The sequence below is a fragment of the Verruconatronum alginivorum genome, from assembly GCF_056590205.1.
In genome coordinates this window covers 913,107-940,082 of sequence record NZ_JBWPVQ010000001.1, presented here as the reverse complement: position 1 = coordinate 940,082, position 26,976 = coordinate 913,107, and the positions used below count along the sequence as shown (strand labels likewise).

21 protein-coding genes and 1 tRNA gene are annotated in these 26,976 nt (G+C 60.7%); 14 read left to right on the top strand and 8 right to left on the bottom strand.

Annotated elements, in window-relative coordinates; genetic code table 11:
* Nucleotides 1-12 precede the first annotated feature (12 nt).
* The 4 genes from ACWUI2_RS03150 to ACWUI2_RS03135 all read right to left on the bottom strand — a co-directional run bounded on the left by ACWUI2_RS03150 (nucleotide 13) and on the right by ACWUI2_RS03135 (nucleotide 4,405).
* On the bottom strand, nucleotides 13-1,473 hold the full coding sequence (locus ACWUI2_RS03150) for a phospholipase D-like domain-containing protein (protein WP_486981413.1): 1,461 nt from the start codon (nucleotides 1,471-1,473) through the stop codon (nucleotides 13-15).
* A complete protein-coding gene (locus ACWUI2_RS03145; protein WP_486981412.1) occupies nucleotides 1,470-2,147 on the bottom strand; it encodes an HAD family hydrolase in 678 nt (225 codons plus the stop codon). The genes ACWUI2_RS03150 and ACWUI2_RS03145 overlap by 4 nt, the downstream gene beginning before the upstream one ends.
* Before the next feature lie 106 nt (nucleotides 2,148-2,253).
* A complete protein-coding gene (locus ACWUI2_RS03140) occupies nucleotides 2,254-3,129 on the bottom strand; it encodes a CehA/McbA family metallohydrolase (protein WP_486981411.1) in 876 nt (291 codons plus the stop codon).
* Nucleotides 3,130-3,544: 415 nt separating this feature from the next.
* Nucleotides 3,545-4,405 carry a hypothetical protein gene (locus ACWUI2_RS03135; RefSeq protein WP_486981410.1) on the bottom strand — a complete coding sequence of 287 codons (861 nt, stop codon included), beginning with the start codon at nucleotides 4,403-4,405 and terminating at the stop codon, nucleotides 3,545-3,547.
* A 160-nt stretch (nucleotides 4,406-4,565) separates the two neighbouring features.
* On the opposite strand from ACWUI2_RS03135, the gene xylB reads away from it, so the two are divergent.
* Entirely contained in the window at nucleotides 4,566-6,107 is a 1,542-nt protein-coding gene (gene xylB, locus ACWUI2_RS03130) for a xylulokinase (protein WP_486981409.1), read from the top strand.
* A gap of 178 nt (nucleotides 6,108-6,285) precedes the next feature.
* Nucleotides 6,286-7,716: an FAD-binding oxidoreductase gene (locus tag ACWUI2_RS03125; protein WP_486981408.1), complete on the top strand. Its 1,431-nt coding sequence runs from the start codon at nucleotides 6,286-6,288 to the stop codon at nucleotides 7,714-7,716.
* Between the two features lie 124 nt (nucleotides 7,717-7,840).
* Here ACWUI2_RS03125 and ACWUI2_RS03120 read toward each other — a convergent pair whose 3' ends face one another.
* Complete coding sequence (locus ACWUI2_RS03120; protein WP_486981407.1) at nucleotides 7,841-8,581, bottom strand: hypothetical protein; 741 nt, start codon at nucleotides 8,579-8,581, stop codon at nucleotides 7,841-7,843.
* Between the two features lie 423 nt (nucleotides 8,582-9,004).
* Between ACWUI2_RS03120 and ACWUI2_RS03115 the strand changes: the two genes are divergently transcribed.
* From ACWUI2_RS03115 to ACWUI2_RS03085, 7 genes are all read left to right on the top strand, one after another.
* A tRNA-Phe gene (locus tag ACWUI2_RS03115) sits at nucleotides 9,005-9,080 on the top strand.
* Nucleotides 9,081-9,495: 415 nt separating this feature from the next.
* A complete protein-coding gene (locus ACWUI2_RS03110; protein ID WP_486981406.1) occupies nucleotides 9,496-10,368 on the top strand; it encodes an STAS domain-containing protein in 873 nt (290 codons plus the stop codon).
* Nucleotides 10,368-10,805, top strand: coding sequence for an STAS domain-containing protein (locus tag ACWUI2_RS03105; RefSeq protein WP_486981405.1), 438 nt, complete (start codon nucleotides 10,368-10,370; stop codon nucleotides 10,803-10,805). The genes ACWUI2_RS03110 and ACWUI2_RS03105 overlap by 1 nt, the downstream gene beginning before the upstream one ends.
* 74 nt (nucleotides 10,806-10,879) lie before the next feature.
* Complete coding sequence (locus tag ACWUI2_RS03100; RefSeq protein ID WP_486981404.1) at nucleotides 10,880-11,287, top strand: anti-sigma regulatory factor; 408 nt, start codon at nucleotides 10,880-10,882, stop codon at nucleotides 11,285-11,287.
* Nucleotides 11,284-12,294, top strand: a complete 1,011-nt coding sequence (locus tag ACWUI2_RS03095) for an ATP-binding SpoIIE family protein phosphatase (RefSeq protein WP_486981403.1) — start codon at nucleotides 11,284-11,286, stop codon at nucleotides 12,292-12,294. The genes ACWUI2_RS03100 and ACWUI2_RS03095 overlap by 4 nt, the downstream gene beginning before the upstream one ends.
* A gap of 6 nt (nucleotides 12,295-12,300) precedes the next feature.
* Nucleotides 12,301-14,460, top strand: coding sequence for an ATP-binding protein (locus ACWUI2_RS03090; RefSeq protein ID WP_486981402.1), 2,160 nt, complete (start codon nucleotides 12,301-12,303; stop codon nucleotides 14,458-14,460).
* The gene (locus ACWUI2_RS03085) at nucleotides 14,457-17,315 is read left to right on the top strand and encodes a response regulator (protein ID WP_486981401.1); all 2,859 of its coding nucleotides are present in this window, start codon (nucleotides 14,457-14,459) and stop codon (nucleotides 17,313-17,315) included. The genes ACWUI2_RS03090 and ACWUI2_RS03085 overlap by 4 nt, the downstream gene beginning before the upstream one ends.
* A 46-nt stretch (nucleotides 17,316-17,361) precedes the next feature.
* On the opposite strand, the gene ACWUI2_RS03080 is transcribed toward ACWUI2_RS03085, so the two are convergent.
* Together ACWUI2_RS03080 and ACWUI2_RS03075 are read right to left on the bottom strand one after the other, a co-directional pair.
* Nucleotides 17,362-17,763 carry a hypothetical protein gene (locus ACWUI2_RS03080; RefSeq protein ID WP_486981400.1) on the bottom strand — a complete coding sequence of 134 codons (402 nt, stop codon included), beginning with the start codon at nucleotides 17,761-17,763 and terminating at the stop codon, nucleotides 17,362-17,364.
* Between the two features lie 86 nt (nucleotides 17,764-17,849).
* Complete coding sequence (locus tag ACWUI2_RS03075) at nucleotides 17,850-19,154, bottom strand: L-fucose/L-arabinose isomerase family protein (RefSeq protein WP_486981399.1); 1,305 nt, start codon at nucleotides 19,152-19,154, stop codon at nucleotides 17,850-17,852.
* A gap of 15 nt (nucleotides 19,155-19,169) precedes the next feature.
* On the opposite strand from ACWUI2_RS03075, the gene ACWUI2_RS03070 reads away from it, so the two are divergent.
* From ACWUI2_RS03070 to ACWUI2_RS03055, 4 genes are all read left to right on the top strand, one after another.
* Nucleotides 19,170-19,442, top strand: a complete 273-nt coding sequence (locus tag ACWUI2_RS03070) for a hypothetical protein (protein ID WP_486981398.1) — start codon at nucleotides 19,170-19,172, stop codon at nucleotides 19,440-19,442.
* Nucleotides 19,443-19,482: 40 nt separating this feature from the next.
* Entirely contained in the window at nucleotides 19,483-20,946 is a 1,464-nt protein-coding gene (locus ACWUI2_RS03065; RefSeq protein ID WP_486981397.1) for a hypothetical protein, read from the top strand.
* A 61-nt stretch (nucleotides 20,947-21,007) separates the two neighbouring features.
* The gene (locus ACWUI2_RS03060) at nucleotides 21,008-21,727 is read left to right on the top strand and encodes a prepilin-type N-terminal cleavage/methylation domain-containing protein (RefSeq protein WP_486981396.1); all 720 of its coding nucleotides are present in this window, start codon (nucleotides 21,008-21,010) and stop codon (nucleotides 21,725-21,727) included.
* Nucleotides 21,724-24,870: a hypothetical protein gene (locus ACWUI2_RS03055; protein ID WP_486981395.1), complete on the top strand. Its 3,147-nt coding sequence runs from the start codon at nucleotides 21,724-21,726 to the stop codon at nucleotides 24,868-24,870. Before ACWUI2_RS03060 ends, ACWUI2_RS03055 begins: the two co-directional genes overlap by 4 nt.
* Here ACWUI2_RS03055 and ACWUI2_RS03050 read toward each other — a convergent pair.
* Nucleotides 24,827-25,807, bottom strand: coding sequence for an AraC family transcriptional regulator (locus tag ACWUI2_RS03050; RefSeq protein ID WP_486981394.1), 981 nt, complete (start codon nucleotides 25,805-25,807; stop codon nucleotides 24,827-24,829). The genes ACWUI2_RS03055 and ACWUI2_RS03050 overlap by 44 nt on opposite strands.
* A 363-nt stretch (nucleotides 25,808-26,170) precedes the next feature.
* On the opposite strand from ACWUI2_RS03050, the gene ACWUI2_RS03045 reads away from it, so the two are divergent.
* On the top strand, nucleotides 26,171-26,947 hold the full coding sequence (locus ACWUI2_RS03045; RefSeq protein WP_486981393.1) for a PEP-CTERM sorting domain-containing protein: 777 nt from the start codon (nucleotides 26,171-26,173) through the stop codon (nucleotides 26,945-26,947).
* Nucleotides 26,948-26,976: the final 29 nt, after the last annotated feature.

Below are 26,976 nucleotides of genomic sequence, written 5' to 3'. Positions count from 1 at the left end.
AATCGAAAAGGGTTACATCAGCGGGGCGAGCAGGCGGCTGAGATCTTCGCCGAGGGTGCGGACGAATCCGGGAGGGCGGTGGCGGTCGGCCTCGAATTCGGCCGATTGTTTGGCGATCGAGTCGGCCCAGTCGTAGGCCTCGCTCACTTCGCCAGGCGAGTAGCAGAACATTCCGATCTCGTAATTCACGAACAGACTCCGGAGGTCGATGTTGACCGAGCCGAACATCACCACTTTTCCGTCGATTAAAATGACTTTGGCGTGGAGCATTCCGGGGAGGAACGCCAGGACTTTGGCGCCGGCCCGTTGGAGCTGGCGCAGATAATGGGCTCGGGCGAGATCGGTCAGGGGATGATTCGAATGTTGCGGCACGATGATGGTGACTTCCCGGCCGGAATGGAGCTTCAACATGAGGGAGCGGTAGAGCACCTCGTCGGGGATAAAATAAGGCGTGATGATGGTGATTTCCTCCCGGGCTTCCTGGATGAGCAGAAGGATCGCTTCGTAGAGTGGATCCTGGGCGACGTCCGGTCCGCTGGCGATCACTTGGATGATTCCATCGCCGGAGTCGTCGTCGGTCTCCGTGGTTGCGGGCAGTTGCAGGGGTTCCCGGTCCTTGCCGGTGGCGAAATTCCAGTCAGCGGCGAAAATTCCACCGAGCTCGTGGACGGCGGGACCCGTGATCCGGGCCCCGAAATCCTGGAACCGCTTCGGCCACGGGGTGGGGCCCATGTATTCGAGGGCGAGGTTGTGTCCGCCGACAATGGCCCGGGCGTTGTCGAAAATCGCCATTTTCCGGTGATTGCGGAGATTGGCCGACCAACGGGTTTGGATCGGAAGCATCGGCATGAAACGGGCTGTTTCACCGCCGGCCTTCCGCAGGCGGTTGACGAAATATCCCCGGGTTTTGAAACAACCGAGGGCGTCCATTAGGAGCCGGACCTTGATGCCTTCGGCGGCCCGTTGGGTCAGGAGGTCGACCACCCGGCGGCCCACTTCGTCGCGACCGAGAATGAAGGCCATGATGTGGATGGTGTGTTTCGCCTTCAGAATCTCCTTTTCCAGCGCGCGAAAGGTATCCTCGCCGGTCAGAAGGAATTCGACCCGGTTACCGGATGTCGGGGGGTTGGTGGCGGCGCTGAAAAGCGGGTGGCTTTCGTCCCACCCCTCGAACCGGAGGAGCTGGTGCGGGTCTTGGCGCGGGTAGAGTTGTTCCTTGCCGGCGGCGAGCTTGCGGAGTTTGCGGCCCCCGAAGAGGAGGTAGAGGGGAACGCCGAGGTGGGGGATGAAGACCAGGACCATCAGCCAGGCGAGGGTGTTGCTCGGCTGGCGTTTTTCCCGCATCAAACGGGCGATGAGCAGGATGGCCAGCAGGAAACCGGCGATCGAGAAGATGTAGGAAAAAATGCCGGTGACGACGCCCCACCAGACCACTTCGTCGATCGGATCAGCCGCGGCCAGGATCAGGGTCATGAGCGGACATGGTTACGCTTCCGGAAATGCTCGATCAGCTCCGGGAGCGCCAGGTCCGCCAGCGAGGGGAGGCACAGGTCGGGCTCGTTGAGATCCAGGTCGCAGGTGAGGCGGCTCGGCACGGCGACGACGAAAACGCCGGCGCGGCGGGCGGCGAGGACGCCGTTGGGCGAATCCTCCAGGACGATGGCGTGTTCGGGCCTGACCCCGAGGCCGTCGAGCGCCGCGAGGAAGAGATCGGGATTCGGTTTGACCCGTTCGACATCGTTCCGGGTGCGGATCAAGTCGAAGGAATCGAGCAGACCGAGACGGGAAAGGTGGCGTTCGACCCAGTCCCGGTTGGAACTGGAGGCGACGGCGGTCCGGATGTCGAGTTGGCGGGCCTCCTCCAGGAGTTCGCGGACGCCGGGCAGGGCGTCGTTCCGAGCGATCAGGTTGAGGTAAATGGTCGAGAGCCGGGGCCGGATTTCCTCCTCGATGATCGAACGACCGCACTTCCGGGCCAGATCTTCGTATGGATTGAAGGCGTGGTGGTCGCTTCCGAGGCACCCCGCGTATTCTTCCAGCGTCAAAGGAGCGCCGAACTCGGCGTAAATCTCCTGCCAGGCGGCGAAGATCGGCACTTCGGTGTCGAGGATCAGTCCGTCAAAATCAAATAGAATAGCGTGAATCACAATCGGTTGGATGGAAAAGGGGTTACCATAGGGAAGTCGACGCGGTTTGGCAACTGCGGGAGGGAACCTGACTTCTCGGAGGGGGGCTGAAAGTGAAGCCGGTGATTTATTTTCTGACCCGGAACGGTTGGGTCCAGGCGAATTGTTCGCCGCGGCCCCAGCATTCGATCCGGACATAATCGGCGTTGGCGGGGACTTCCACTTCGATCCTGGGTGCGTCCACCGTGGCGATCCGGATCTGATGTTCTCGGCTGGCGATGATGCGGTCGGCGTTTGGTGCTTCGACGAAAATCCGGTTGCCGTCGACTTCGATCCGGTCGATCACCACGCCGTTGGAGGCGTAGAAACTTCCGGCGGCGGTGGCGGCGACGATCGCTTCCGGAGTTCGTTCCCGCGCGGCCACCACGTTCCATCCCCGGGCGACATCCTCCGGGTGGTGGGTGTCGTCGTTGGCGAATCCCCAGATCCGGTGCCCTTTTGAAAGGAGGCGGTCCCACAGGTCGAGGGCGTAACTGCTCCCCTTGAGTTGGCCGACGGTGGCGTTGTAAATTTCGATTCCGTTGTATCCTCGCCAAGACTCGAGGGTCGATTGGGGGCAATGGTCGAAATCGGTCTGCCAGCATGGGTGGTTGGCGACGATGAAGCCGCCGGAGCGCTCGGCCTGGCGGATCACCTCCTGGCGGTCGGCGAGGGGTTCGATCCGTTCGCGAGCCCCGATGTGAAGAAGATGGGGACCGTTGACGGTGATCTCGTTGCCGGGGACGAAAACGAGGCCCCGGGAGTTCCAGGCGGCGTAGTCCCGGGCGTCGGTCAGCATATCATGGTCGGAAATGGCGAGGAAATGATAACCATGACCGGCGTAGGCGTCGATCAAGGCCTGGGGGGAAAAATCGCCGTCGGTCCGGTCGGTGTGGGAGTGGAAGTTGCCCCGCAACCATTCGGAGGCGGGCGGTAGGTCTTGGTAAGGATGATCCAGATGCATGAGATCCAGGGTTTTTCGGATGGCCCTGATCCTGTTTCTCTTGCGCAAGCCTGGCAAGCTTAGAAAAACGCCCTGCGCCCCGGGATCAGGGCGATTTCATCTGGCCGATGAACTTTCCGCGGTGGAGCGGCTGCCCTGTTGGAGCCGGCTTCAGCCGGTCTTTGAATCCAGGTGGGGGTCGTCGGAAGCACGCAGCTCCCCCATTCGGCGGAATGCTCCCTTAGTCGTGGGGTTGGCTCTGCCGCCCCATCGTTTGGTGCCCGCTACGCCCGGAAATCATCACCCCGTTCGCGACGAAGTGATATCCCGCTTCGACTCGGATGTCTTCCGCCGCTGCCGTCGGGCGGCGGAGCCAATCCGACTACGGGCAGACTGCCTCCGAAGATCGCCGGCCACGAGGATCGTAGCGCTCGCTTTACGATCGTTGCCCGGAGCCCAGAGTGCGTTCGCGGATACCGCCGCTTTCGCTCATGCCGCGTTCGCGCGGGCTGGGTCGAGGCGTCGGCTCATGTGGCTGGGCGACGGGAGGTTCCTGGGGCGGTTCCGCTCGGTCGCGGTCGCCGCGGCGGCGATCAGGTCGGCCTTGCCGGTCCCGCTGGGATGCGTCGGGGATGATGATCACCGGCGGTCGCGGCGGGGGATAATAGGTCGGATAAGAATAGTATTGCGGGCGGTTCCGTTCGCGGGCGAGTCGGGCTTCACGCTCGGCTTCCTGCACCCGCCGTTCCAAGTCTTGGATCTGGCGGTCGCGGGCCGCCGCTTCGCGCCGGGCTTCGGCGATCCGGGCGGCTTCCGTCTCCGCTTGCCGGGTGGCGAGGAGGCGCTCAATCGAGACGTCGACTTCGGGGTAATCGCGCTGGAAGGATTGCCAGAAGGCGAGACGATCGCGGGCCGGCAGTTCGGCGAAGGCGGGGTCGCTTCGCATCCGCGAAAGCAAGGCGTTTCCTTGTTCGATGCGTCGCTCCCGGGCTTCGCGGTCCCGCTCCGCCCGTGCCTGGCGCTCGGCTTCGGTCGCTTGCAAACGGGCTTCATGGGCGGCGTGGGGGATCAACGAATGGGAGGCGACCTTTCCCTCCCGCAAAACGATTTCGCCGCGGTCGTAATAAAAAATTTCGAAGGTCGAGGAGCCGATCTGACCGCGGGGTTCGCCGAGAATTTCGAGGACGGTTTCCCGCGAATCACCCACCGCAATCTCCTGTCCGGCGAGGGCCGTTTGCCATCCCCCCAGCAGAATCAGCGTCGCTAATCCAAGGAAAAAAGAGGAGGTTTTCATCATGGAATACTCTATGCCCAATCCGGGGCTCTTGGCAATCCGCTTCGCTCGGCTTCGACTTGCCGGAAAGAGCTTCCCCTGATGCGCGCTGCCATGAGGTTTTTTTTCTCCGCCTGATACCAAAGCTTTCCGGAATCCTATCGTTGTGGTAGTGCTCGGGGTTATGGCGAATCTCCTACTTGGCATTGACGTCGGTACTTCCGGTAGTAAAGCGGTCCTGGTGGCGCCCGATGGGGCGGTCCGGGCGGCGGTGACCCATGAATACCCGCTTTCCCATCCGAAGCCGCTCTGGGCGGAACAAGATCCCGAAGATTGGTGGCAGGCGACGATCCGGAGCATCCAAGGGGTGATGGAAAAAGCCGGCGTGGCCCCGGAGGAGATCGTGGCGGTCGGTCTGACCGGGCAAATGCACGGACTGGTGATGCTCGATCGCGAAGGGGCGGTGCTTCGTCCGGCGATCCTGTGGAACGACCAGCGGACCGGAGCCCAGTGCGCGGCGATCACTGAAAAGGTCGGGACCCGCGAGGTCCTGGCATTGACCGGGAGTCAGGTGCTGCCGAGTTTCACCGCGCCGAAGATCGCGTGGGTTCGCGAGAACGAACCGGACGTCTATCGCCGCACCGCCAAAGTGTTGTTGCCCAAGGACTACATCCGCTTCCGGTTGACCGGCGAGTTCTTCGGCGACGTTTCGGATGCGTCCGGGACTTCTCTTTTCGACGTCGGCAAGCGGCAATGGTCGGAGACGATGATCGAAGCGGTCGGTATTCCGCGGAGCTGGCTGCCTGAAGTCACGGAGTCGCCGGTGGCGAGTTCCCGGATCGCCGAGGGAGTGGGGAAGGTCATTGGTCTTAACGCCGGAACCCCGGTGGTGGCGGGTGGCGGCGATCAGGCGGCGCAGGCGATCGGAACGGGGATTTTCGAGGAAGGCCTGGTCTCGGCCACGCTCGGCACGTCGGGCGTCTTGTTCGCGGCGTCGAGCGAGTTCCGGGTCGAACCGGAAGGACGTCTGCAGGCGTTTTGCCACGCGGTGCCGGGCCAATGGCATTTGATGGGTTGCATGCTCTCCGCGGCCGGAAGTTTCCGGTGGTATCGGGACACCTTCGGTCAAACCGAAATCGAGGAAGGGAAGCGGACCGGTCGCGACTCCTACGATTTGTTGACCGAAGGAGCGGCCCGGGTTCCGGCGGGTTGCGAGGGCCTGCTGTTTTTGCCGTATCTGAGCGGCGAACGGACTCCCCATCCGGATCCGGAAGCGCGCGGTGTTTTCTTTGGAATGACGCTGCGTCACGGGCGGAACCACCTGACCCGGGCGGTTTTGGAAGGGGTGACCTATGGCTTGCGCGATTCGCTGGAGTTGATGCGGGCGCTCGGCATCGACGTTTCCCAGATCCGGGCCTCCGGGGGCGGGGCCAAGAGTCCATTCTGGCGGCAAATGCTGGCCGATGTCTTCGGGGCGGAGATTGTCACCTTGAACGCCGAAGAAGGGGCGGCCTATGGCGCCGCTTTGCTCGCCGGCGTCGGCGGCGGAGTTTACGACAGTGTGGCGTCCGCCTGCCGGACCGCGATTCGAGTGAGCGGAAAGGCGGATCCCGTTCCCGCGGTCGCAGAGGTTTACGAGGACTTTTATCCACGCTACCGAGCCCTCTACCCGGCATTGGCCGCCGAGTTCAAGGCTTTGGCCCGGGTGGTGGAAAAGCGCGGCTGAGGTTGGAGCGTCTGCCCTGTTGGAGCAAGTTCCGGCTTCAGCCGGTTTTTAGATCGAGGTGGGGACCGCCTGAAGGCGGGACGCCAACAAATCGGCCAGATGAAATTGCTTCGGATGCGCGAGTGGACGGACGCCGGTTTTTGTCGATTTTTCCGAGGGGGTCGCGCAGACTTCGCCGGTGAACTTTTCCAATGCCACCAAGGTTTTGAAACGGAAACTGGGCGCGAGCGTGCTCACCGGGGAAGAGGAGCGGTTTCGCGCTTCGTTCGACGGGAGCAAACTCTCCTTCATGCCGGACGCGGTCGTCTGTCCGAAGAACAACGACGAACTCGGTGAGATGCTCGGCCTCGCGAACAAGCATGGCGTCCCAGTCACTCCCCGGGGAGCCGGCTCGTCACTGACCGGTTCGGCGTCGCCGCTCAAGGGAGGCTGGGTTCTCGATTTGAGCGGGTGGAAGGGAATCCGGATTGATAAGGTCACTGGTATGGCCTACGTCCAGGCCGGAGCGGTGATCGCCGACATCCAGGAAGCGGCGGAAAAAGTCGGCTGGTTTTACCCGCCCGATCCTTCTTCCCGGGCTTATAGTACCATCGGCGGCAACATCGCCTGCAACGCCGGCGGCATGCGGGGAGCTAAATATGGCGTCACCCGTGACTATGTCCTCGCGTTAAAAGGATTTTTGCCCACCGGCGAATACGTGGAGTGGGCCAGCGATCTGCGGAAATACGCCGCCGGCTTCAATTTGCGCGATCTCTGGATTGGGAGTGAAGGGACTCTCGGCGTGATCACGGAAGCGGTGGTTCGGTTGATCCCGAAACCGGAAACCCGCTGGACCTACCTCGCCGCCTTTAAGGACGAAACGGCGGCCCTCGTCGCCATTCGCGACCTGTTGGCCCAACGTCTGACCCCCGCGGTGCTGGAGTTTCTCGACCGCGAGAGCGTTCAGGGAGCGGAACGGGCGACCGGCAAAACCATTTTCGCCGGACAAGCGGGCCGCCCCGTGGTTTTGTTGGAACTCGACGGACCGGCCTCGCTCGTCGCCGACGAACGCCGGATCGTTACGGAATGGGGGAAACAGCGAGCCCTCGCCAGCAAGGAGGCCAGCGACCCCGTCCAAGAGGCGGAGCTTTGGGAGGTGCGGCGGAAATGTTCAGGGGCGATGTTCGAATTCGGCGATGCGAAACTGAACGAGGACGTGGTGGTTCCCCTCCGGTCCCAGGTCAAGTTGCTCCGCTTCCTGCGGCGCACCAGCCGGGAAACCGGGGTGCCGATCATCACTTTCGGTCATGCGGCCGACGGGAATTTCCACGTCAACATCATGTATTACCGGGATGACCCGGAAAAGAGCCGGAAGGCGCGCGAGGTGGTGGTTCGGGTGATGGAGGAAGTCCTGGCGCTCGGCGGGGCGATCAGTGGCGAACATGGCATCGGACTCGCCAAAACCGCTTTCTTGCGGATGGAGCATCGTCCGGCTGAAGTGGAGGCGATGCGCCGGATCAAAGAGGCTCTCGACCCGAACGGAATTCTCAATCCCGGCAAGATCTTCGACGTCTTCGAATATTGGGCTCAACGTCCGGTCAAAGTCCGCCTGCCTTGGGATCACAAGTGAACAGGAGCTTCGTGCTTTAGCCGAAGACCGACGGCCAAAAGGGTCGTCCCCCGACTCTGTCCGCCCCGCGACGGCGGCTGAAGCGCGCCGCTCCCGAACCAAGAACCTTGAACGAACCTCGTTCCTATCCCGCTTGGGCGACGCGTTGGACCGGCAGGTCGAAGGCTTCGAAGAAGGCGTCTTCGATGGCGATGTTCCCGTAGTGGGATTCGATCTCGGCGGCGATCCCCTTAGGGTCCCACTCCTGCACTTTCCTCAATTGGCCGGTGACATCGATCTTGGGCGGGTCGATGTAGTACATCCCGGACGGCGTTTGGTAAACCAGGACGGCGTGACCGGTGGCCCGGCGTCCGTTGCTCCGGGTCGGGTTCTTCGAAGTGTAAAGCAGGACCTTGGCTTGGAGGATCGGTTCGCCCTGTTGTTTCAGCTCGTCGAGACTGAAGATCGATTCGACGACGCAGCCGTTTTTCAACGAAGGAAATTCCCCGGGGGCGAAGGCTTGGGACGGGGGGATCTTCACGAAGGAGGTGAACCCCCGGTCGATGGTGCGGAGGAGGGGGAGGAGATTGGCCTTGTATTCCTCGGTCTTCCCTTTGCTCCGGCGGATGGGTTGGGAGCCGGTTTCGGTGTAGAACCAGAGGAGATCGTTGAATTCGAAAACGGTTCCGTAGACGGTGGCCGGGTAGCGGCTCGATTGATTGGTGTTTTCGATCCGGACGGTTTGCGTCCAGCGCTCGGATCCCAACATTTGCCCTGCCTGCAAGGCCATCTCGGAAACCGGGCGGGCTTCGACGGAAGCCAACTGTGCGCCGAGCGCGATCAAACCGGCGGAAAAGACTACGAAAATAGGACGGAAAATATTCATGCTCGCTGTGAAATACTGGTTCTGTCTACTGCCGTTACAGGAAACGACTGTATGGTGCTTAGGGGAATCCCTTACCGTCCGAAGTCAAGAAACCCCACGTAATTCTCCGGGGATTACCTTCGGGTCATTCCTTCTAAACAGCTGATCGACGGGAGCTAGCGTGTCCGATAAAAAATTCGCAAAAAATGCCGGAGGGCTGGGCGACCCGGAATCGCTCCCTTGAAAAGACCCACTGTCAGGTTAGCGAGTCCCGTTGTGCATCGGGTCTACCCCTACGTTCGAAATCGGTTTTTAACCGAATTGGAGTCCCAATATCTACGCACGCGCCTTCCAGCTCTCACCCGCGGGCGTCCGCAAATCAAAAAATTTGAAAAGGCAGTTGACGCCCTTCTTCTCCTCCTGTTGATTTTCCCCTTTCCGATTGGCGAGATAGCTCAGTTGGTAGAGCAGAGGACTGAAAATCCTTGTGTCCCCGGTTCGATTCCGGGTCTCGCCACCACTTTAAGAAACCCGCACGGCTAAGCCGATCGCGGGTTTTTTGTTGGGGGAAGATCGCAACAAGATTAAGAAATGAGGGCCACCCCGGCCATTGGGTTTATCTGCGGAAATAAGCGGTCCTTTGAGATACGGGTTGCAGGGCGACGAAATCGGAGAGTTTTAGCCGACTCTCTGGTGAGACCGATGTCGAGGACGGACGGCAGGATGCCCATCCCTCCCAGTGGTGAGGAAGTTTTTTTCCATGCCGCGAGGGCGCGATTCCAGTAGAGTGTCGACGTTCGCCTCCGGACTTCAATCGAAGGCCTAAATCGTTCCTTCGACGATTTTTCGACAATTCGCCGCAACTAAATCTTGCCGACGCGGGAGGTGGGCGGTAAGGTCCTTGCGACTATGCAGCGGGAGCAAAGCAAAAGAATATGAATGCAGCTAAAAAGATAAACCTTGTCGACATTTTGAGGGAAAACCAGGCGGACTTGTTGAGCGAGTGGACCAAGGAGCAGACCACCTTGGTGCCGCGGCAGCAGGCGCTGATGAAAGATTCCGAAGTGCGGCGGCAGTGCGAGGAGTTCCTTCAGTTGTTCATGGAGTCGGCGGGGGGCGGGTCTACCGACCAGATCACCGGGACAGAGTGGGCGCCGGTGAAGGATTTTTTGGAGTCGATCTCGCGGTCGCGAGCCCAGCAGGGTTTTTCTCCGACGGAGACGGCGATGTTCGTCTTTTCCTTGAAACGCCCGTTGTTCGCCCGGATCCGGACCAACTGCGGGAAAGAGGCGGACCGTTTGGCTGACCTGACTTGGGATGCCACGACGCTTTTGGACAGGCTCGGATTGTTCACCAGCGAAGTTTACCAAAAGTCGCGCGAAGAGGTGATCGCCCGCCAGCAGCAGGACATGTTGGAACTCTCGACGCCGGTGGTGAAGTTGTGGGAGGGCATTCTCGCCCTGCCGTTGATCGGAACGCTCGACAGCGAGCGGACGCAAGTGGTGATGGAGTCGTTGTTGGAAAAAATCACCGAGACGGGATCCGAGGTGGCGATCATCGACATCACCGGCGTGCCGACCGTCGACACCTTGGTCGCCCAGCATTTGATCAAGACCGTGACGGCGGCCCGTTTGATGGGGGCGGACTGCATCATCAGCGGTATCCGGCCCCAGATCGCCCAGACCATCGTCCATCTCGGGGTGGCGTTGGGCGACGTCATCACCAAGGCAAGTTTGGCCGACGCCTTTGTAATGGCCCTGAGCATGACCGGACGCTCAATCGCCCGGAAAACCGGGGAAAGGCGGTAATGGACCGGATTCCGATTCTCCAGATGGGCGACCTGCTGCTGGTCACTATCCAGGTCGACATGCACGACCGGTTGGCGCTGGCCTTGCAGGATGATTTGACGAACAAGATCACCGTCACCCGGGCCCGCGGGGTGTTGATCGACATCTCTTCGCTGGAAATCGTCGATTCCTTCATCGGCCGGATGTTGGCGAACATCTCGTCGATGTCGAAGGTGCTCGATGCCGAGACGGTGGTGGTCGGGATGCAGCCCGCGGTCGCGATCACCCTTGTGGAGCTCGGCTTGTCCCTGCCGGGGGTGCGGACGGCGTTGAACGTCGACCGCGGGATGGCGATACTTCGCGCCAACGCGCGGCCCGAGATCGGCGACGCATTGTTGGATGCCGACGACGAGGAGGATGACCGGTCGCCTTCGGGGGACGAGCCGGGCGATTCGTGAACGCATGAGAGGCGAAACTATTTCACCATCATGCCGCGTCTGGCGTCGAACGGGCAATCGGGCCCGCCGTGATCATGCCGTCTGAAATCAAACAAGAGACCCTTCCCTTGCAAACGGAGCACCACATCGTCGAAGCCCGGCGCCGCGTGCGGGAATGGGCGGCCGAGTTGCGTTTTTCCCTGGTCGATCAAACCAAGATGGTCACCGCCGCCAGCGAATTGGCCCGGAACACCATCAACTACGGCGGAGGCGGCGAAATGCAAATCCAGCAATTGAGCGACGGACTCCGCCGCGGTTTGCGCCTTTGTTTCCGCGATTCCGGTCCGGGGATCGCCGACATCGAGCTGGCGTTGAAAGACGGCTACACCACCGGCGGGGGGCTCGGGCTCGGACTCGGCGGTGCCCGCCGTTTGGTGAACGAGTTCGCCATCGAATCCGCGCCGGGCGCGGGAACATCCATCACCATCACCCGCTGGAAATGACCTTCGGCCGAGACACCCTATCGTTTGAAATCGGGGAGAAAAGCCAAGTCGGCGAGGCCCGCCGCCTGGTTTCCGGGCTTGTCGCGAGTCTCGGGTTTTCGGAGGCGGAGGCCGGCAACATCCGGATCGTCGCCACCGAACTCGCCAGCAATATCGTCAAACACGCCGGCGACGGAGAGCTGTTGTTCAATCCCATCGGGCAAGGTGAAGTCGAAGGCCTGGAGATCATCGCGCTCGACCGCGGCCCGGGGATGCCCAACGTGAAACGCTGCCGGGAGGACGGTTATTCGACGGCCGGAAGCGCGGGCACCGGGATGGGGGCGATGTTTCGCCTGGCCTCGGTCTGCGACGTCTATTCCCTGCCGGGGAGCGGCACGGGAGTGCTCTGCCGGTTTTTCCGGCGGGGGCAGAAGCGGGTTGAAGAGAATCCCGTGGTCGAAACCGGCGGTATTGCGGTCGCGATGAAAGGGGAGTCGATTTGCGGCGACACCTGGGCGGTCTGGCAGGCCCCCGGACGGACGGCGGTGATCGTGGCGGACGGCCTCGGTCATGGCCGGTTCGCGGCGGAGGCGGCCGACGAGACGATCCACGCGTTCCGGGCCGTTCCCGAAGGAACTCCGGCGGCGATCCTCGAACGGGCCCACCTTGCGGCGCGCGGCACCCGGGGGGCGGCGGTCGCGGTCGGGGAGATCACCGGCGGGGAAGTGCGGCACGCCGGGATCGGCAACATCGGGGCGACGATCCTCGGCGGCGAGCGCGACCGGACCCTGATCTCGCACAACGGCATCGTCGGCCACGAAGTGCGGAAGGTCCGGGAATCGGTATACCCGTGGCCGGCGGAAGCGATTTTGGTGATGCATTCGGACGGTTTGAAAACCCGGTGGTCGTTCGACAATTTGCCGGGAGTCGCTTTGCATCATCCCTCCCTGATCGCTGGAATGCTTTACCGCGATTTCAAAAGAGGTCGCGACGATGTGACAGTGGTGGTCTGCAGAGCTACAGTGTGAAGTTCAATGGCACTCGCGATCCTCACAGTTGAAATCCGGTTCGAGCACGACGTGGTATCGGCCCGCCAACGGGCCCGGCAGCTCGCCTCGTTGCTCGGATTCGACCGTCAGGACCAAGTCCGGATCGCCACGGCGGTTTCGGAAATCGCCCGCAACGCCTACGAATACGGCCGGGAAGGGAAGGTGGAATTCTCCATCGAGCCGAAGCGGCCCGCCACCCTGCAAATCCGGGTGGTCGACCGGGGGGCTGGGATCGCCCGGTTGCAGGAAATCCTCGAGGGACGTTACCAATCGGCCACCGGAATGGGGGTCGGCATCGTCGGGGCCCGGCGTTTAATGGACCGGTTCGCCATCGAATCCGAGCCCGGAGCCGGGACCTCGGTGTTGTTGGAAAAGCAGCTGCCGCCGGGCTCGCCACCGGTCAACCAACTTTTTCTGGCGCAAGTCGCCAAGGAGATGGCGGCCGGGGAGCCGCAGAACCCGATCGAGGAAATGCGTCGCCAAAACCAGGAGTTGCTGGCGACCCTGGGCGAATTGCAGCGCCGGGGAGACGAACTCCGGAAGCTCAACCAGGAACTCGAAGACACCAACCGCGGCGTGGTCGCGCTTTACGCCGAACTCGATGAAAAAGCGGATTTCCTCCGGCGCGCCTCCGAGTTGAAGACCCGGTTTCTGTCGAACATGACCCATGAGTTCCGCACCCCGCTCAACTCGATCATGAGTCTCTCCCAGATGTTGCTCGACCGTCTCGACGGCGACCTCAATCCGGAGCAGGAGCGGCAGGTCCGTTACATCCGTAAAGGGGCCAACGAACTCTCGGAGCTGGTGAACGATCTCCTCGATTTGGCCAAAGTCGAGGCGGGCAAGACGGTGGTCCGCCCGACGGAATTCGACATCCGCGAATTGTTCGGGGCGATGCGCGGAATGTTGCGGCCCCTGTTGGAGCACAACTCCTCGGTCGACCTCGTCTTCGAGGAACCGGAGGAAATCCCGGCGTTGCGGACCGACGAAAGCAAGCTCTCCCAAATCCTCCGCAACTTCATTTCCAACGCCCTCAAATTCACCGAGCGGGGGGAGGTCCGGGTCTCGGTCCGGCGGGCGGTCGACGACCGGATCGTCTTCGCGGTGAGCGACACCGGAATTGGCATCGCCGAGGAAGACCAGGAACGGATCTTCGAGGAATTCACCCAAGTCGAGGGACCCCACCAAACCAAAGCCAAAGGGACCGGCCTCGGCCTGGCCCTGACCCGCAAACTCGCCGGCTTGTTGGGTGGCGAGGTTTCGCTGCGGAGTCGGCTCGGGGAAGGCTCGACCTTTTCGGTGACGCTTCCCCGCGTTTACGGCGGTCCGGCGGAAATCGATGAGGTGCCATCCTTGACCCTGCGGGTCGATCCCGCCCGACGTCCGGTTCTCGTGGTCGACGACAATTCCGAAACGTTGTTCGTTTACGAAAAATATCTCAAAGGGAGCGGTTTCCAGGTGATTCCCGCCCGGACCCTGCAGGAAGCGACCGCGGCATTGAAACGATTCCGTCCGTTCGCGATACTCCTGGACATCTTGCTCGAAAACGAAAACACGTGGGGTTTGCTGGAAGATTTGCGTCGGGCGGACGCCACCCGGGAGATCCCGGTCTTCGTCATCACTATGGTCGAAAACCGCAAGAAGGCCATGGCGATGGGGGCGCACGATTTCCACGAGAAACCGGTTTCCCGCGAGTGGCTGCTCCAGCGGTTGAATTCCTTGGTCGAAGGAGATCGGAGCGAGCCGGTCCTCCTGATCGACGACGACGAAGTCGCCCGCTACGTCCTCCGGGGGATGCTGGCCGAGACCGGTTGCCGGATTCTGGAAGCCGAAGGGGGGCGGGAAGGAATGAAGCTGGCCCAAACCCAGCGACCGTCGGCCGTTTTCCTGGATGTGATGATGCCCGGCATGACCGGGTTCGAAGTGTTGGAGCAATTGAAATCCGATCCCGAGACCGCCGCCATTCCGGTGATCATGGTCACGTCGAAAGTATTGACCGAAGAGGAGCGGGCCCGCCTCATGCGGGGGGCCGTGGCAATTTTGTCCAAGAACCACTCCTCCCGGGAGGAAGCCGTGGCGCGGATCCGCGAAGCGATGGCAATGGCCGGGCTGGGGCAACCCGAGAAAGCGGATTTGAAGTCATGAGTGGATTCCCTCCGAACCCGTCGCAATCCTCTCCGGAAGAACCCGCGAAGACGGTGATCGCGGTGATCGACGACACCGAAGAAAACCTCTACACCACGACCCGTTATTTGCGCCGCGCCGGATACGAAATCTGGGAGGGACGTTCCGGGAAAGAGGCGTTGGAGTTGGCCGAACGCCAACCCGACTTGATCGTCCTCGACGTGAAGATGCCCGACATGCTCGGTTACGAAGCCTGCCGGAAAATCAAGACCAACCCGGAAACCGCCTCCATCCCGGTCCTCCACACCTCCGCCACTTTTCTGGAAACCAAGGACAAGGTGGAGGGGTTGGAAGGGGGAGCGGACGGTTACCTGACCGCCCCGCTCAAGCCGGAAGAGTTCGTCGCCACCGTGCGTTCGTTGCTCCGAATGCGGGCGGCCGAGAAACGGGCGGAGACCGTCGCGGCCCAGTGGCAAACCACCTTCGACGCGATCCGGACCGGAGTCTGCCTGATCGACCAAGAGGCCAAAATCGAGCGGTGCAATCTCGCCTTGGCGGAGATGGTCGGGCGCGAACGGAACGGTCTCCACGGGCTCTCCTTCTTCGAGTTCGCCGAACTCGCTTCGATCCCCGCCGCACCCTACGAACGAATGCGGGAGACCCGCCGCCGCGAACGGCTCGAAGCCCCATCCGGCGATGTCTGGTGGCGGGTGACGGTCGATCCGGTTTTCGACAACGAGCGGAAACTCATCGGCGCGGTCTGCGTGATCGCCGACATTTCGGAACAACGGGTTTCCGAAGCGAAGATCCGTCGCAGCGAGGCCAACCTCAGCGAGTTTTTCGAAAACGCTCCGATCGGCCTCCATTGGCTCGATGCGGAAGGAAGAATCCTTCGGGCCAATCAAGCGGAGTTAAATATGATGGGGTATTCTTCCGACGAATACGTCGGACGAAAAATTGAAGATTTTTTCGTATCCAAAGAATCGTTTCGAAGCAAACTGGAGAAGCACCATCGCGGCGAAAACGTCGAGAATTTCCCGGCCGAGCTCCGTTGCAAGGATGGCACGATCAAAGAGGTCCTGATCTCCGCCAATGTCTTTCGGGAAGAGGGGAAATTCGTCCATACCCGCTCGTTCGTCCGGGACGTTACCCGGCAAAAGCGGTCGGAACGGCGGCTCCGTACCCAGTATGAAGCGACCCGGCTCTTGATCGGGGCCCCGTCGGTGGATGCGGCGGCTCCCGGATTGTTGAAAGCCATTTGCCGAACGGTCGGCTGGGGTTTCGGGGCGTTGTGGTGCGTCCGGGGAGACAGCATTGGGTGTGTGGACGTCTGGAAATCGCCGGGGACGGAAGCCACGGAGTTTGAGGCGCGCACCCGGACGTCGTTGTTCGGCTTGGGCGAGAGCCTTCCCGGTCATGTCTGGGAAAAAGGGAAGCCGGTTTGGGCGCCGGATCTGGCGGCGCAGACCGACTTCCACTTTCACCGTCTGGAGGAGGCGGTGGCCGAAGGTTTCCGTGCCGCCTTGGCCGTGCCCGTCCTCAGCGGCGGCGAAGTGTTGGGGGTATTGGAGTTTTTCGGAGAGGAAATCCGGGAGCCGGACGAGGAGCTGTTGAACGGCTTGGAATCGATCGCCTATCAGGTCGGCTTGTTCATCGACCGGATTTCGGCCGAACGGTCGCTCGCGCAAGCTCAAGCGGAATTGCGGGCGCACGCCGTCGATTTGGAAAAGAGGGTCGCCGAGCGGACCCGGAAACTCGAGGAGCAGACGCGGCGGCTCCGTCACCTCGCGGCGGAGTTGGCTTCGGCGGAACAAAGGGAGCGCCGCCGGTTGGCCGCGTTGCTGCACGACGATTTGCAGCAGTTGCTGGTGGCCGCCACGATGAAAACCAGCACTCTTGGCCAATATGTTTCCGATGAGCGTGGCACCGAGGCGGTGGAGCAGGCCCGCGCATGGATCGAGGAGGCGACCGAAACCGCGCGCAACCTGTCGCGGGAACTCCGTCCGCCCGCCCTCTACGAAGGCGGATTGAAAGCCGCCTTGCAATGGCTCGCTTCGCAGATGAAGGAGCGACATAAACTGACGGTCGATATCGACGCGCCCGACAACTTTGTTGAGATCGACGACGACGTGAAGGCGCTGTTGTTCGACTGCGTCCGGGAGCTCTTGTTCAACACCGCGAAATACGCCGGAGTCGATACGGCCGGTGTGGTCATGCGGGAAGAAGGAGACGGACTGCGGCTGATCGTGGAAGACGAAGGCTGCGGGTTCGCCGTCGGCGCCGGAGCCGAGGATCACAGGAGTTCCGGCGTCGGCCTGTTCAGCATCCGGGAGCGGCTCGCCGCCGTGGAAGGCGATTTGAATATCGAGACCGCTCCAGGGAAAGGATGCCGGGTCGATCTCTGGATTCCCCAACGGCAGGTCGCCGAGCCGGAAAGGCGCTCGACGCTGGTTCCGGAGGAGAGTCGCCGGGCCACCGTCGCGGGACGGCGCAGCGGGGGAGGACGGCAGATCCGGGTGTTGGTGGTCGACGACCATGTCGTGGTCCGGGAAGGGATCGCGGCGGTGTTGGAAGCCGACCTCCGGCTCCATGTCATCGACCAGGCATCGGATGGAATCGAGGCGATCGGCGCGGTGGAACGCCATCGGCCCGACATCGTTTTGATGGATTTGAACATGCCCCGGATGAACGGAATCGAAGCGACCCGCGAACTCCGCCGGCGTTGGCCGGAGGTGGTGGTCGTCGGGTTGTCGGTGCAGGACGACGAAACGACGGCCCAAGCGATGCGGGACGCCGGTGCCGCCGCTTTCCTCCCCAAGGCGGGCGACTCCGGAACCTTGATCGAAACGATCCGGCAGTTGGTCCCCGATCCTTAACTTTCTCCGCTCCCCGGGGCCTGGGGGTGGGCGGTTTAACCGTAAATCAGAGCACTACCGACAATAGGGCGACAGCCAGTCCGCCAAGCCCGGCGATCGCGAAGGCGAATGTAACCAGGTCGGCGTAGCGTGAAAGCGTCCGGTGTTTCCGCCAGACCACGAAGCAGTGGAAGCAGAAAGCGGCGCAGATCCAGGTGGTCCCGACCGCGATGGCGGCGCCTCCGGCGATCTCCCAAGGGCGGAGCATCCGATCGAACAGCCAGGTCCTGCTGCCCAGCAGCGAAAAGAGGCCCCAGGCGAAGAAGGTCGCCGGAATCCAGAAACCGAGAAACAGATTCACAACGGAGTCGCCGATCTTTCCGCCCGACTCCTGACAGGTCAGCCAGAGCCGTGCGCCGAAAAGGAGAAGTCCAAGCCAAACCAGGATGGAGAACCAGAGCGTAACCATCGCCTATTCCTCCTTCTCTTCTCCTCCGAAGTGGAACGGCCACGGCCATAATTCGGCATAGCCGTCTCGTCTCCCTGTGCTCGTTTTCACCTGTCCGTCTTAGTTCCATCCGGCTTCAATGGCAAGTTGAACGGTTGTGCCCGCAGGCCGGGAATGAATCGGCAGGCCATTTGCAGGACATTCGCGCAGTTGTCATAGGCCGCGGAGCAATGGTGAATGAAGGGACCTTCGATCAGGGTGCGTTCCCAACGCGGCCAATCATCGACTTCGAGCCAGGCATAGAATTCCCGGGTATGGGGGCCGTCCACCGTGTGCCCCTCGCCAAAGCCGAGAAGGTATTGTCCGCCATCCCCGTCGAAGCGGCACACGGTCAGGGCTCCGTTACGCAGGCGGAACTGGAGGCTGCTCGGCGGGAGACCCTTGAGGATCCAGGGTGGGCGGATGCATATCCTGGCATGCGAGGGGTGTCGCAGGGAGGGCGGGGCATTGGCATGCCACAGGAGGACGGCGTTGTCATTCTCCGGGTGCCTGCTGGTGAACTCGGGCATGAACACCGGATCGGCCGACGTTGATGCCGCGCGCAGCAAAACGCTGCTGATTGCTCCGTGCAGATCGCTTTCAGCCGCAATGGGAATCCGTTCCTCGGCCAGACTTACCCCGAGACCGAGACCGGGTCCCAGTTCTTCCTGCAGGGAGAAAAAGCTCTGCAGGGCGATGCCATTCAGATTCAGTTCATCGGCGGCATCGAGCATGACATCCCGCATGGCCAGGCTGTGCAGCAGGCCCTCGCGCACGTCCGCCTCATCCGGTAGTTCGAGCCAACTGCCGATGGAGTCCAGTTCACTCTCGTATGCCCTCCGATTCGCCTGGAGGCGAGCCCGCGTATCCCGGATGAAAAAGACCATGTCGATCGGCTGCACTTGGATGCCAAAGCGCTCGAGCAGTTCGCTTTCATTCGCGATGGTGGTCCAGAAGAAATCGATCCGCGAGCCGATTAAACCGATGCGCATGTTACGCATGGCTTTGGCCGTGGCGACCGCGCGCAGGAAAACGTCCAGATCACTGGCAAAGGCCGGGTCGTCGACCGCGCAATTCTCGATGTAGGAATAGGCCACACCGAGTTTGTGCAGCACCTTGCTGGAGGCGAACAGTCCGCAGAGAGAATCTCGCAACCGGGAGCCGTCGTCCAATGGCGCCCCATCCCGGGGCCCCCAGAGCAGGGTGGGCAGTCCGAGGTCACGGGCAATTACCCCCGCGGCCCCCTCGGTGCCAAAATTGCAATGGGGCAAAAACACCGCGTCCACGCCCTCCCGTCGCATATGTTCCACTGCGGGCCCGGCGTGGTTGATTTCCCGCACCATGCCGTCCGGAATCACCCCTTCCAGGGTCACGCAGGTTACGTTCAGTTGCTTGAGCCGGGCGAAGAGAGCTTCCTTTTGCTTGAGCGCATCCTCATGGGAAAACACAAACTTTCCCATCGGGACGACGCCAAGTTTCAGGGAATGCACGGGGGATTGTTGCTGATGTGGATTCATGACTTTGGTGCTGTTTCTTATATTTTGAACCGCAGGCAATCCTTTGCGATCGCGGTGATTTTTGGTCGGAAAAAGCGAAAAAAGCAAAGAAAATGTCTAAATTCGATTGACCCGAGGGCTGGGGCGTGGCTGAATGCTGATTGAAGCGGATGGTTTTTTATTCAGACAACTTGCTCCAATGCCCATGAAGACACCTCTTTTGACCCTTGTGATGCTTGCGGGAATCGTGTTTCCCCTGACCGCCGCTGTGACTGTCACAGTCGGTGACAATGCCCCTTCCGAGAACGTGGTGATCGCGAATACCGTTGAGGGAACGTTCGCCGCGGCTACCTGGAAGGCCTTCAATAACCAGGTGCCCGCCGACTGGCAGGATTGGGGGCAATCTTTTCAGGCTCCGGCCAACCTGATCTGGCGGAGCTTCTCTCTGCAGATGTGGGATGCGGGGACGCGGGCCCCTGATTCCGGGGTCACCATCGACATTTACGAATCGACTTTGGGTGGAAGTGATGTCGGCACCTTGATCTCCCGGCAGTCCGGAACTCTTCCCGCCGGGACCTGGAATTCAAATGCCGCCAACAAGTTTTTGCATTTCGAGCTGGGGACAGCCGTTGCGATTACCGAGGGTCGTTACTACACGGCCATGCTTCATTTCAATGCCAGAGGTGACGGCAACGCTACGGCCGGGGGAGACCGGGCCGTCCGTTTCAGAGGGCGAGGGGCGCTTTCCGGGTGGGGGGGGCAGGACCCACGTATTTTCCGTCATAACTCCCCCTTTTCGGGGAAGCCGGTTGTCGCTTATGCCTCGAACCCGGAGTATGCGTTGAACCTGTATGTCGTTGCGGAACGGAAGGTTTTTGCGAGTGTGAGAAACGAAGCTCCCGTCGAAAATGTAGTCCTGGCGAATACGGCGACTCCCGCCGCGAACCCGCTCGCGACTTGGACGGGGATGACCAATGATCGGGTGGATTGGGGGCAATCGTTCCAATCTCCCGCCGACCTGACCTGGCATGGCTTCGCCCTGCTGATGCATGATGCGGTTCCTCAAGCCGCGGGCGCTCCGATTACTGTCACGGTTTACGAGTCCCAGTTTGGAGGAAGCGATATCGGTGAGGTGATCTCGACGCAGACGGGCGTTTTGCCGGCCGGGGCCTGGCCGGACGCGGCGGCCGGGCGCTTTTTGCAATTCGACTTTGAAACCCCCGTCCAGATGGTCCAGGGGAATCATTATACCGCGATGCTCCATTTTGATGAGCAGACCAGTTGGAAGCGGGTTCGTTTTACCGGGACCGGGATGGCCGCCGATCCGGAGTGGGCGGGAATGGCCTCCCGGATTTGGCGTCACAATGAGGGATCCTCGAACCCGATTCTCGCCTACTCGTCGAATCCTGAATACGCCCTCAATCTCCATGTGTTGGCGACACCGGTTGATTCAGTTCCGGTTCCGGTTCTGCTGATCGGCGCTGGGGAAACCCTTCCCCTCCGCGTGACCTGGCCGGTGACGTCGGAGTGGGTTCTGCAGGATTCCCTGGATTTGGTGGAATGGGGAACCGTGCCCGGCCCCTATTCCGTGGTGGACGATCACTACAGCGTGGAGTTTGATCCTTCGGATGATCGGAGATTCTTTCGCCTGTTGAAGGAATCCAACTGAGACCGGTCGGGGGATCCGGGAATAGATTTTTATCGAAGCATTTAAACCTTAATTCAAGACCATGAGTAACATAATCCAGACTTCAAAACCCCGGCACGCATTTACCCTGATCGAGTTGCTCACGGTGATCGCAATCATCGGGATTCTTGCCGCGATCCTGATTCCGGTGGTTGGCAGAGCCCGCGAGAACGCCAAGACGGCGCAGTGTATCGGAAATCTTCGAAGCACGAGCACGGCAATGCTCACCTGGATTAACGATCACAACAATGTCTTGTCGACTTTTCGCGGCGGACAGCAAACTGTGGGGCTCTGGACGCTGGAACTTCGGGATGGAGGGTACACCGATCCTCGGAGCGAGGCGACACGTTGCCCCGCGTGGAAGCCGGAACGCAATTGGGACTCTTGGGAGTCATACGGGTTGAATCTGTTTGATCCGAACGCGACTCGAATGAATCCTTCGCAATTCGGGGGAGCCGACTATGAGCGCTACACGATGAATTTCAACGCTCCCGAAATCACACCGTCCCGCTACATTTTGATGGCCGACAGCTACCGGGCGAATTCGGTCGGACAACAGGTTTTTCGCCTTCTCCAGGAAAGCGGCGCGGCGCCAAGTCCGTGGGGAAGTGTTCATTTGCGGCACAATGACCGGGCGGCGGTGGCGTTTCTCGATGGCCATATCGAACTGGTCGGGGCCGACCGCCTCGGTCGTCTGGAGCCGACCTTGCGGAGCGGTCACGATGTGGATGGAAACGCCGTCATTTTTCCGCTCGATCCATGAAACAGCGCTACCTCTTTCCGATCCTCCTCCTCATGCTGAACTCCTCCTGCGCGCAGGGGACCCCGGCGGATGCGGAGTCGAATGGATCGTCCGCCAACATCCTGCCGGAAGAGCATTCGGTTCTCCAGAGTTCCGCTACCAACTGGGAGTTGAGCACAGAGACGAGAGAACGGGGCTGGCTGCTCGGGAATGTCGACATGGGGATCACCCCGCGTCCCGATTGGATATGGTCCCTGGCACCTCTGGAGCCACGCTTCGATTTCGTGGCTTCCAAGGGAGAGCTTCGCGGACAAGCCGTTGCTCTTCGAGCGTTTCAGTCCGTCGAGGATTTGCAGGTCAACTGGGGGGATTTATCCGACAGCCGCGGGAACGTTTTGCCGGCTGAAAGCCTGGATGTCAGGATCGGACAATACACCACGCGCCTCGACCGCCGCACCCAGGAGTTGCGATGGGCGACCACTTACCTGCGGCCGGTGGAGCGTGTCGGTCTGGGGAGCGACGTGACCGCCTGGTTTTGGGTGAGCGTTCGCGTGCCACCGGAAAGTGTTCCGGGACTCTACACCGGGGAGATTCGCTTCATGGACGGCGGGGGGAACGGGCAATCCGTTCCGGTCCGAGTCCGGGTGCTTGACCGTGAGTTTGCCTACCCGGAAGGATCGTGGGGTTTGTTCATCCCGGGACATTTTTACGGAGAGGGGAGCGGCCGTTATGGAAACTTCACCACCCCGGAATGGCGGCCGGAGAACATGGCCGAATATTTCTCCTTTTGGAAATTACGCGGCTTCAATTCTCCCAATCTCTTTCATGTGTACCCGAAATTTGGATACGTGGAAGGGCGTGTGGAGGCGACATTCCCCGATCTGGAGATCATGTTGGATGCCTACCGGGAGGCGGGAATGGACGGGATGATTTCTCTCGATACCCGACACATCTCCTGGTGGGCGAACGCGGTGGCAAAAGTTTTGAGTGCGGCTGAGGCGAGGAGCGCGCCTCTTCCATCCACGGTCAGGATTTCGGGCGCGGAAGGGATTGCCGAGGAATCGGCGGAGGCTTATTCGCCCCGGGCCAGGGAACTCTACGCATCGGTGATCCGATTGATGGAGGAGGTCATCGAAAGTCGCGGCCTCACGGATCAAACGATCATGTTCGCGGAAGAGGAGATTGGAAACACTCCCTTGAAGACCGCGGGATACGAAGCCTTCACGCCGGTGCTGCGCGAGATCATCGGGGATCGCAGCTATGTCCTGGACAACTCGATCGGATACGGATCGCCCACCGAAGTCGACCGTGGGCATCGCGACGCGGTCCGGATCCGGCAGTATAACAATTGGACGCCTGCCGCTTTGGAAAACGCCTTGGGCTTTGAGGGAGGACAGGTCTGGAATTTCAACATGGGATGGGACCGTGGAATGTGGGGACAATATGCCATCCGCACCGGAGCGACGGGCAACCACCAATGGGCCGATCATTGGGTCGGCTCGATGTTTCAATGGGTGGTTTCCCGCATTGAGCCGGACGGGGTGGTTTCCAGCTTTCCTTACGAAACGGTTCAGGAAGGATTGGCGGATCTGGCCTGGTTCAGAAAGCTCGAAGAAGTGATCGAGCGACTGGAGGCGGCCGGTTTGGCTGACGAGGCGGAACGATTGGGAGCGGGACTGGCGAGCCTTCGGATCGACATTCCGCTCAATAAAATCGACGCCGAGCAACTCTTGCGGACTCGGCCGGATTCATATTTCCGGAAGGTGGTCTGGGAGACGATCCTGGCAATCGAGGAAGGCGAACGGATCCTCGGCTCGCCGTATCAACAATGGAATGACGCGCATCCAGGGGCACCGCGAATTCTCTCGGTTAGCTCCCAGCCCCGGGGAACCGAGAGCTCTGCTGCCGACAAAGAGCACATTGTTCGAGCCGGATTCTTGCAGGAAGGGTTCCCGGCTGTTGACGGGGAAGGAGGGACGGGACCCCTCACTTGGTTTGGCGAACGGTTGACCGATTTGAAGCAACGGGCGGGAAGCCGGGCCGAGATCGAAAATATGCCCAGGCCGGTCTTTGGTGAAGGCAAGGTCGGTTACAGGCAGGATGGTCTCGTTCTGCTTCTGGTGAGTGATCATATGGCTCCGGACCCGTCTCCGCGACCCGACGATCATGCCGCCCTCTGGGCGGAGGACAGCTGGGACGTCGCGGTTCAACCGGAAGGACGAGGGGGGCCGACCTTGCAATACCAGATCACCGGAAGCGGCAGTCGGACCCTGAAGAGAAACCGGCAAATCGCGTCAACCGGCGCCAAAGTGGAAGTCGAGCGACCCAGTGGGGATTCCGGCAGAACGATCCATCGCGTGTTTATTCCATGGACTGACTTTGGGTTGCAGGAAGCCCCGGCAATTGGAGCGACCTGGGGTTTTAATGTGGGGCGAATGCTTCCCACCCGGCGATGGGAAAAGGCGACCTGGTCCCCGATCTATTCCCGGTTTGATATCGAACCGGAAAATCTCGGCCAGCTTCGGTTCGGGGGAGGAACGGGCGGGCTTTATTTTGAAGACTTGGAGGTCGGTCCGATGGGAGTCGGCCAAAACGTGATCCAAGGCCGCCTCCGACCCACGGAATCCGGTGGCGAGAAGACTGGATTGAGGGTGGAATTGACCGGTGCGAACGGAAACGTCGTGGCTGCGGGGGTATCGGATGCTACGGGAGCATTTCAGCTTCATTCCACGATGCGTGCCACCTCCTCGGAGGCGGGGCGGAGGTCGGCGCAATTGCGGGTGCTGGGCTCCGGTGAGACCGTGTTGGCGCGACTTCCGCTGAACCTGCCGAACTTTCAAGCCAGCGTGGGCAATGTGGAAGCACCGAACGCCATAATCAGCGGGGAGGATCTGGAGATCGGTTTCGTTCTCGCGGTCGGGAACGCCGAAACGGGTATCCGCCTGCAGGGAACGTGGCGGGATGATTCCGGGAACTCCATCGCGATGGATCCCTTTCCGGTCGAGGGAGGGGGCGGTCCCAAGATCATGCGGACCTCGACCCGGGGAATCTCTCCGGGAGAATGGACCCTGGAGTTGCGGGCGGTGCACCCCGAGCGGTTCGAACTGCCTCCGGCTCTCGTCAATCTTCGGATTCTGCCTTCTCCATTCGTGGCGGAGGAATGAGATTCTGGGGAGGCGTCGTGATCGGTTTGCCTCCTTTCAACAGATGTTTGCGGTAGGCCGAAGGTGACATTCCCAGAATTTTAGTGAATGCCTGGCTGAACGAATGGAGTGTCTTGAAACCGCAATGTTCCGCGATCTGAGAGAGGTTCAGATCGCTTTGGCCGATCAACTGAAGTCCGCGACTGGTCGTTGAACGGCGAAGATAGCTGCCCAGGCTGACACCGAAAGAGTCGCGGAACTTGCGTCGAAGGTTGCTCTCGGACATCCCCAACTGGTCCGCGATGTCCTGGGTCCGGATTCCCTGGCTCAGATTTTGGTGGATGAAGGTCGCAATGGTTCGCAGCATATTTGTGGCGTCCACCGAATCATTGCGATAGTTCTTGAGCGGCTGGACGACATGCCGTTTCTGCATGTTCCCGAGAATCACTCCCATTTTGTGGGCGATATTGAATACGTCGATTTCGGACAGGTCCCCTTGTCCCCTCAGTTTTCCGGCTTCGCTTAAGAGGGCATGATCCTCGGGGGTGCAAACCCGGACCGGTCGACTATTGGGAATCAGTCCGTTCTCATTGAGATCAAAACCGAAAAACACCCAGGTGAAAGGTTCCTCGGCGGAAACGTAATGGTGAAACTGCCCCGGCTTGATGATGAGCATTTCGCCAGCGTTCATCCGGTAAAACTTATCCTCGATACAGACGATTCCGCATCCCGCCAGCGCGATCGTGAGTTCATAACGATTGTGGATGTTGTGACTGACAGAGCGCGGGGTGGTCAGACGTTCGGCGTCCTCGCGGATGAAAAAATGGTAGTTGTTGGGAAGAATATTGGCCGTCCAATTAAAGCCGTGAAAGTGGTCCAGGGCGTTTCCGATTTCGGAAACCCAGGCGGGGATATCCTCCCGCCGGGCCTGTTGTGATGCTGTCGCCTTTCCCCTCATCGATATCCCTTCATAAGCTCGAAGTTAGCCACTGATGACAACAGTAAATTTCGGCGGAACCAGGAGCCAATATCTCGGGCCGCGACTTGAACAACATGGAATGAAACTGCTTTTCGAGGCGAAGCCTCTTTGGAGTGCTCCGCGTCCTCGCGGAGCTTTCGAGCGCGCGGCCATCGTCGGCCATTCGGAAAGCGGTGCGGGGACGCGCCGCACTTCAAAGCGCTTCGCGCGAAAATAGTCGATAAACATAACTTTTTTTAAAAAATTATCTAGTTTCGATTGACCCAAAGGGGGTTTCCTGCCTGAATTTCGAGTGGACCATACTTCTGTGGCCAAGTTCATCTCAACCAACCCAGGAAAATTATGAAGCTTCCATTCGTGACCCTTGCGGCTGTCATCGGCGCCGCTTTATCCCTGCACGCCAACCTCATCCTCAGTGAGGAAAGCAATCAGATCAGTGTTTCCGTCAACGACGCAGCGCCCGGTTCAAACGTGGTGGTGGCAAACACAGTGACCGGGACATTCGCCGCGGCCACGTGGAAGGCCTTCAACAATGCAGTTGCGGCGGATTGGCAGGATTGGGGTCAATCATTTCAGGCTCCCGGCAATTTGGATTGGCAGGGTTTCGCGCTCGAAATGTTTGATGCGGGTAATCAGGCACCAGGTTCCGCGTTCACCATCAAGGTCTATGAGTCCTCCCTTGGGGGGGGCAATGCGGGAACAGTGGTTTCAACCCAGTTCGGCACACTTCCCTCGGGAACCTGGAACACCACTGCGGCCGGTAAATTCCTGCAATTTGATTTTGGAACTCCGATCGCGATGACCGAAGGGCTCTACTACACCGCCATGCTTCATTTTGATGCACGGGGAACCGGCAATGCCACGGCCGGCGGGGACCGGGTCATCCGCTTCAAAGGCACCGGAGGAGCGACCGAAGAGGGCTGGGCGGGGGAGGATGCACGCATCTTTCGCCATAACTCCCCGTTTTCGGGAGGTCCAGTCGTCGCCTACGGGACGACTCCTGAATACTCTCTCAACCTCCACGTCATCGCGATTCCCGAACCTTCCACCGTCGCACTCGCCATGGGAGGCTTAGGTTTCGGTCTGGTCCTTCTCCGTCGTCGGCTGCGGCGTTCCTGAGCGCGGGTGACTGCAAATCATTGGCTCAC

Bases quoted from the DNA above. Each gene is read 5' to 3' on its own strand.
- ACWUI2_RS03095 (WP_486981403.1), top strand. From the start codon at position 11,284: ATGACCTTCGGCCGAGACACCCTATCGTTTGAAATCGGGGAGAAAAGC.
- ACWUI2_RS03140 (WP_486981411.1), bottom strand. From the start codon at position 3,129: ATGCATCTGGATCATCCTTACCAAGACCTACCGCCCGCCTCCGAATGG.
- ACWUI2_RS03065 (WP_486981397.1), top strand. From the start codon at position 19,483: ATGAAGACACCTCTTTTGACCCTTGTGATGCTTGCGGGAATCGTGTTT.
- ACWUI2_RS03135 (WP_486981410.1), bottom strand. From the start codon at position 4,405: ATGATGAAAACCTCCTCTTTTTTCCTTGGATTAGCGACGCTGATTCTG.
- ACWUI2_RS03100 (WP_486981404.1), top strand. From the start codon at position 10,880: ATGCCGTCTGAAATCAAACAAGAGACCCTTCCCTTGCAAACGGAGCAC.
- ACWUI2_RS03150 (WP_486981413.1), bottom strand. From the start codon at position 1,473: ATGACCCTGATCCTGGCCGCGGCTGATCCGATCGACGAAGTGGTCTGG.
- ACWUI2_RS03090 (WP_486981402.1), top strand. From the start codon at position 12,301: ATGGCACTCGCGATCCTCACAGTTGAAATCCGGTTCGAGCACGACGTG.
- ACWUI2_RS03085 (WP_486981401.1), top strand. From the start codon at position 14,457: ATGAGTGGATTCCCTCCGAACCCGTCGCAATCCTCTCCGGAAGAACCC.
- ACWUI2_RS03110 (WP_486981406.1), top strand. From the start codon at position 9,496: ATGAATGCAGCTAAAAAGATAAACCTTGTCGACATTTTGAGGGAAAAC.
- xylB (WP_486981409.1), top strand. From the start codon at position 4,566: ATGGCGAATCTCCTACTTGGCATTGACGTCGGTACTTCCGGTAGTAAA.
- ACWUI2_RS03080 (WP_486981400.1), bottom strand. From the start codon at position 17,763: ATGGTTACGCTCTGGTTCTCCATCCTGGTTTGGCTTGGACTTCTCCTT.
- ACWUI2_RS03120 (WP_486981407.1), bottom strand. From the start codon at position 8,581: ATGAATATTTTCCGTCCTATTTTCGTAGTCTTTTCCGCCGGTTTGATC.
- ACWUI2_RS03045 (WP_486981393.1), top strand. From the start codon at position 26,171: ATGAAGCTTCCATTCGTGACCCTTGCGGCTGTCATCGGCGCCGCTTTA.
- ACWUI2_RS03050 (WP_486981394.1), bottom strand. From the start codon at position 25,807: ATGAGGGGAAAGGCGACAGCATCACAACAGGCCCGGCGGGAGGATATC.
- ACWUI2_RS03055 (WP_486981395.1), top strand. From the start codon at position 21,724: ATGAAACAGCGCTACCTCTTTCCGATCCTCCTCCTCATGCTGAACTCC.
- ACWUI2_RS03060 (WP_486981396.1), top strand. From the start codon at position 21,008: ATGAGTAACATAATCCAGACTTCAAAACCCCGGCACGCATTTACCCTG.
- ACWUI2_RS03105 (WP_486981405.1), top strand. From the start codon at position 10,368: ATGGACCGGATTCCGATTCTCCAGATGGGCGACCTGCTGCTGGTCACT.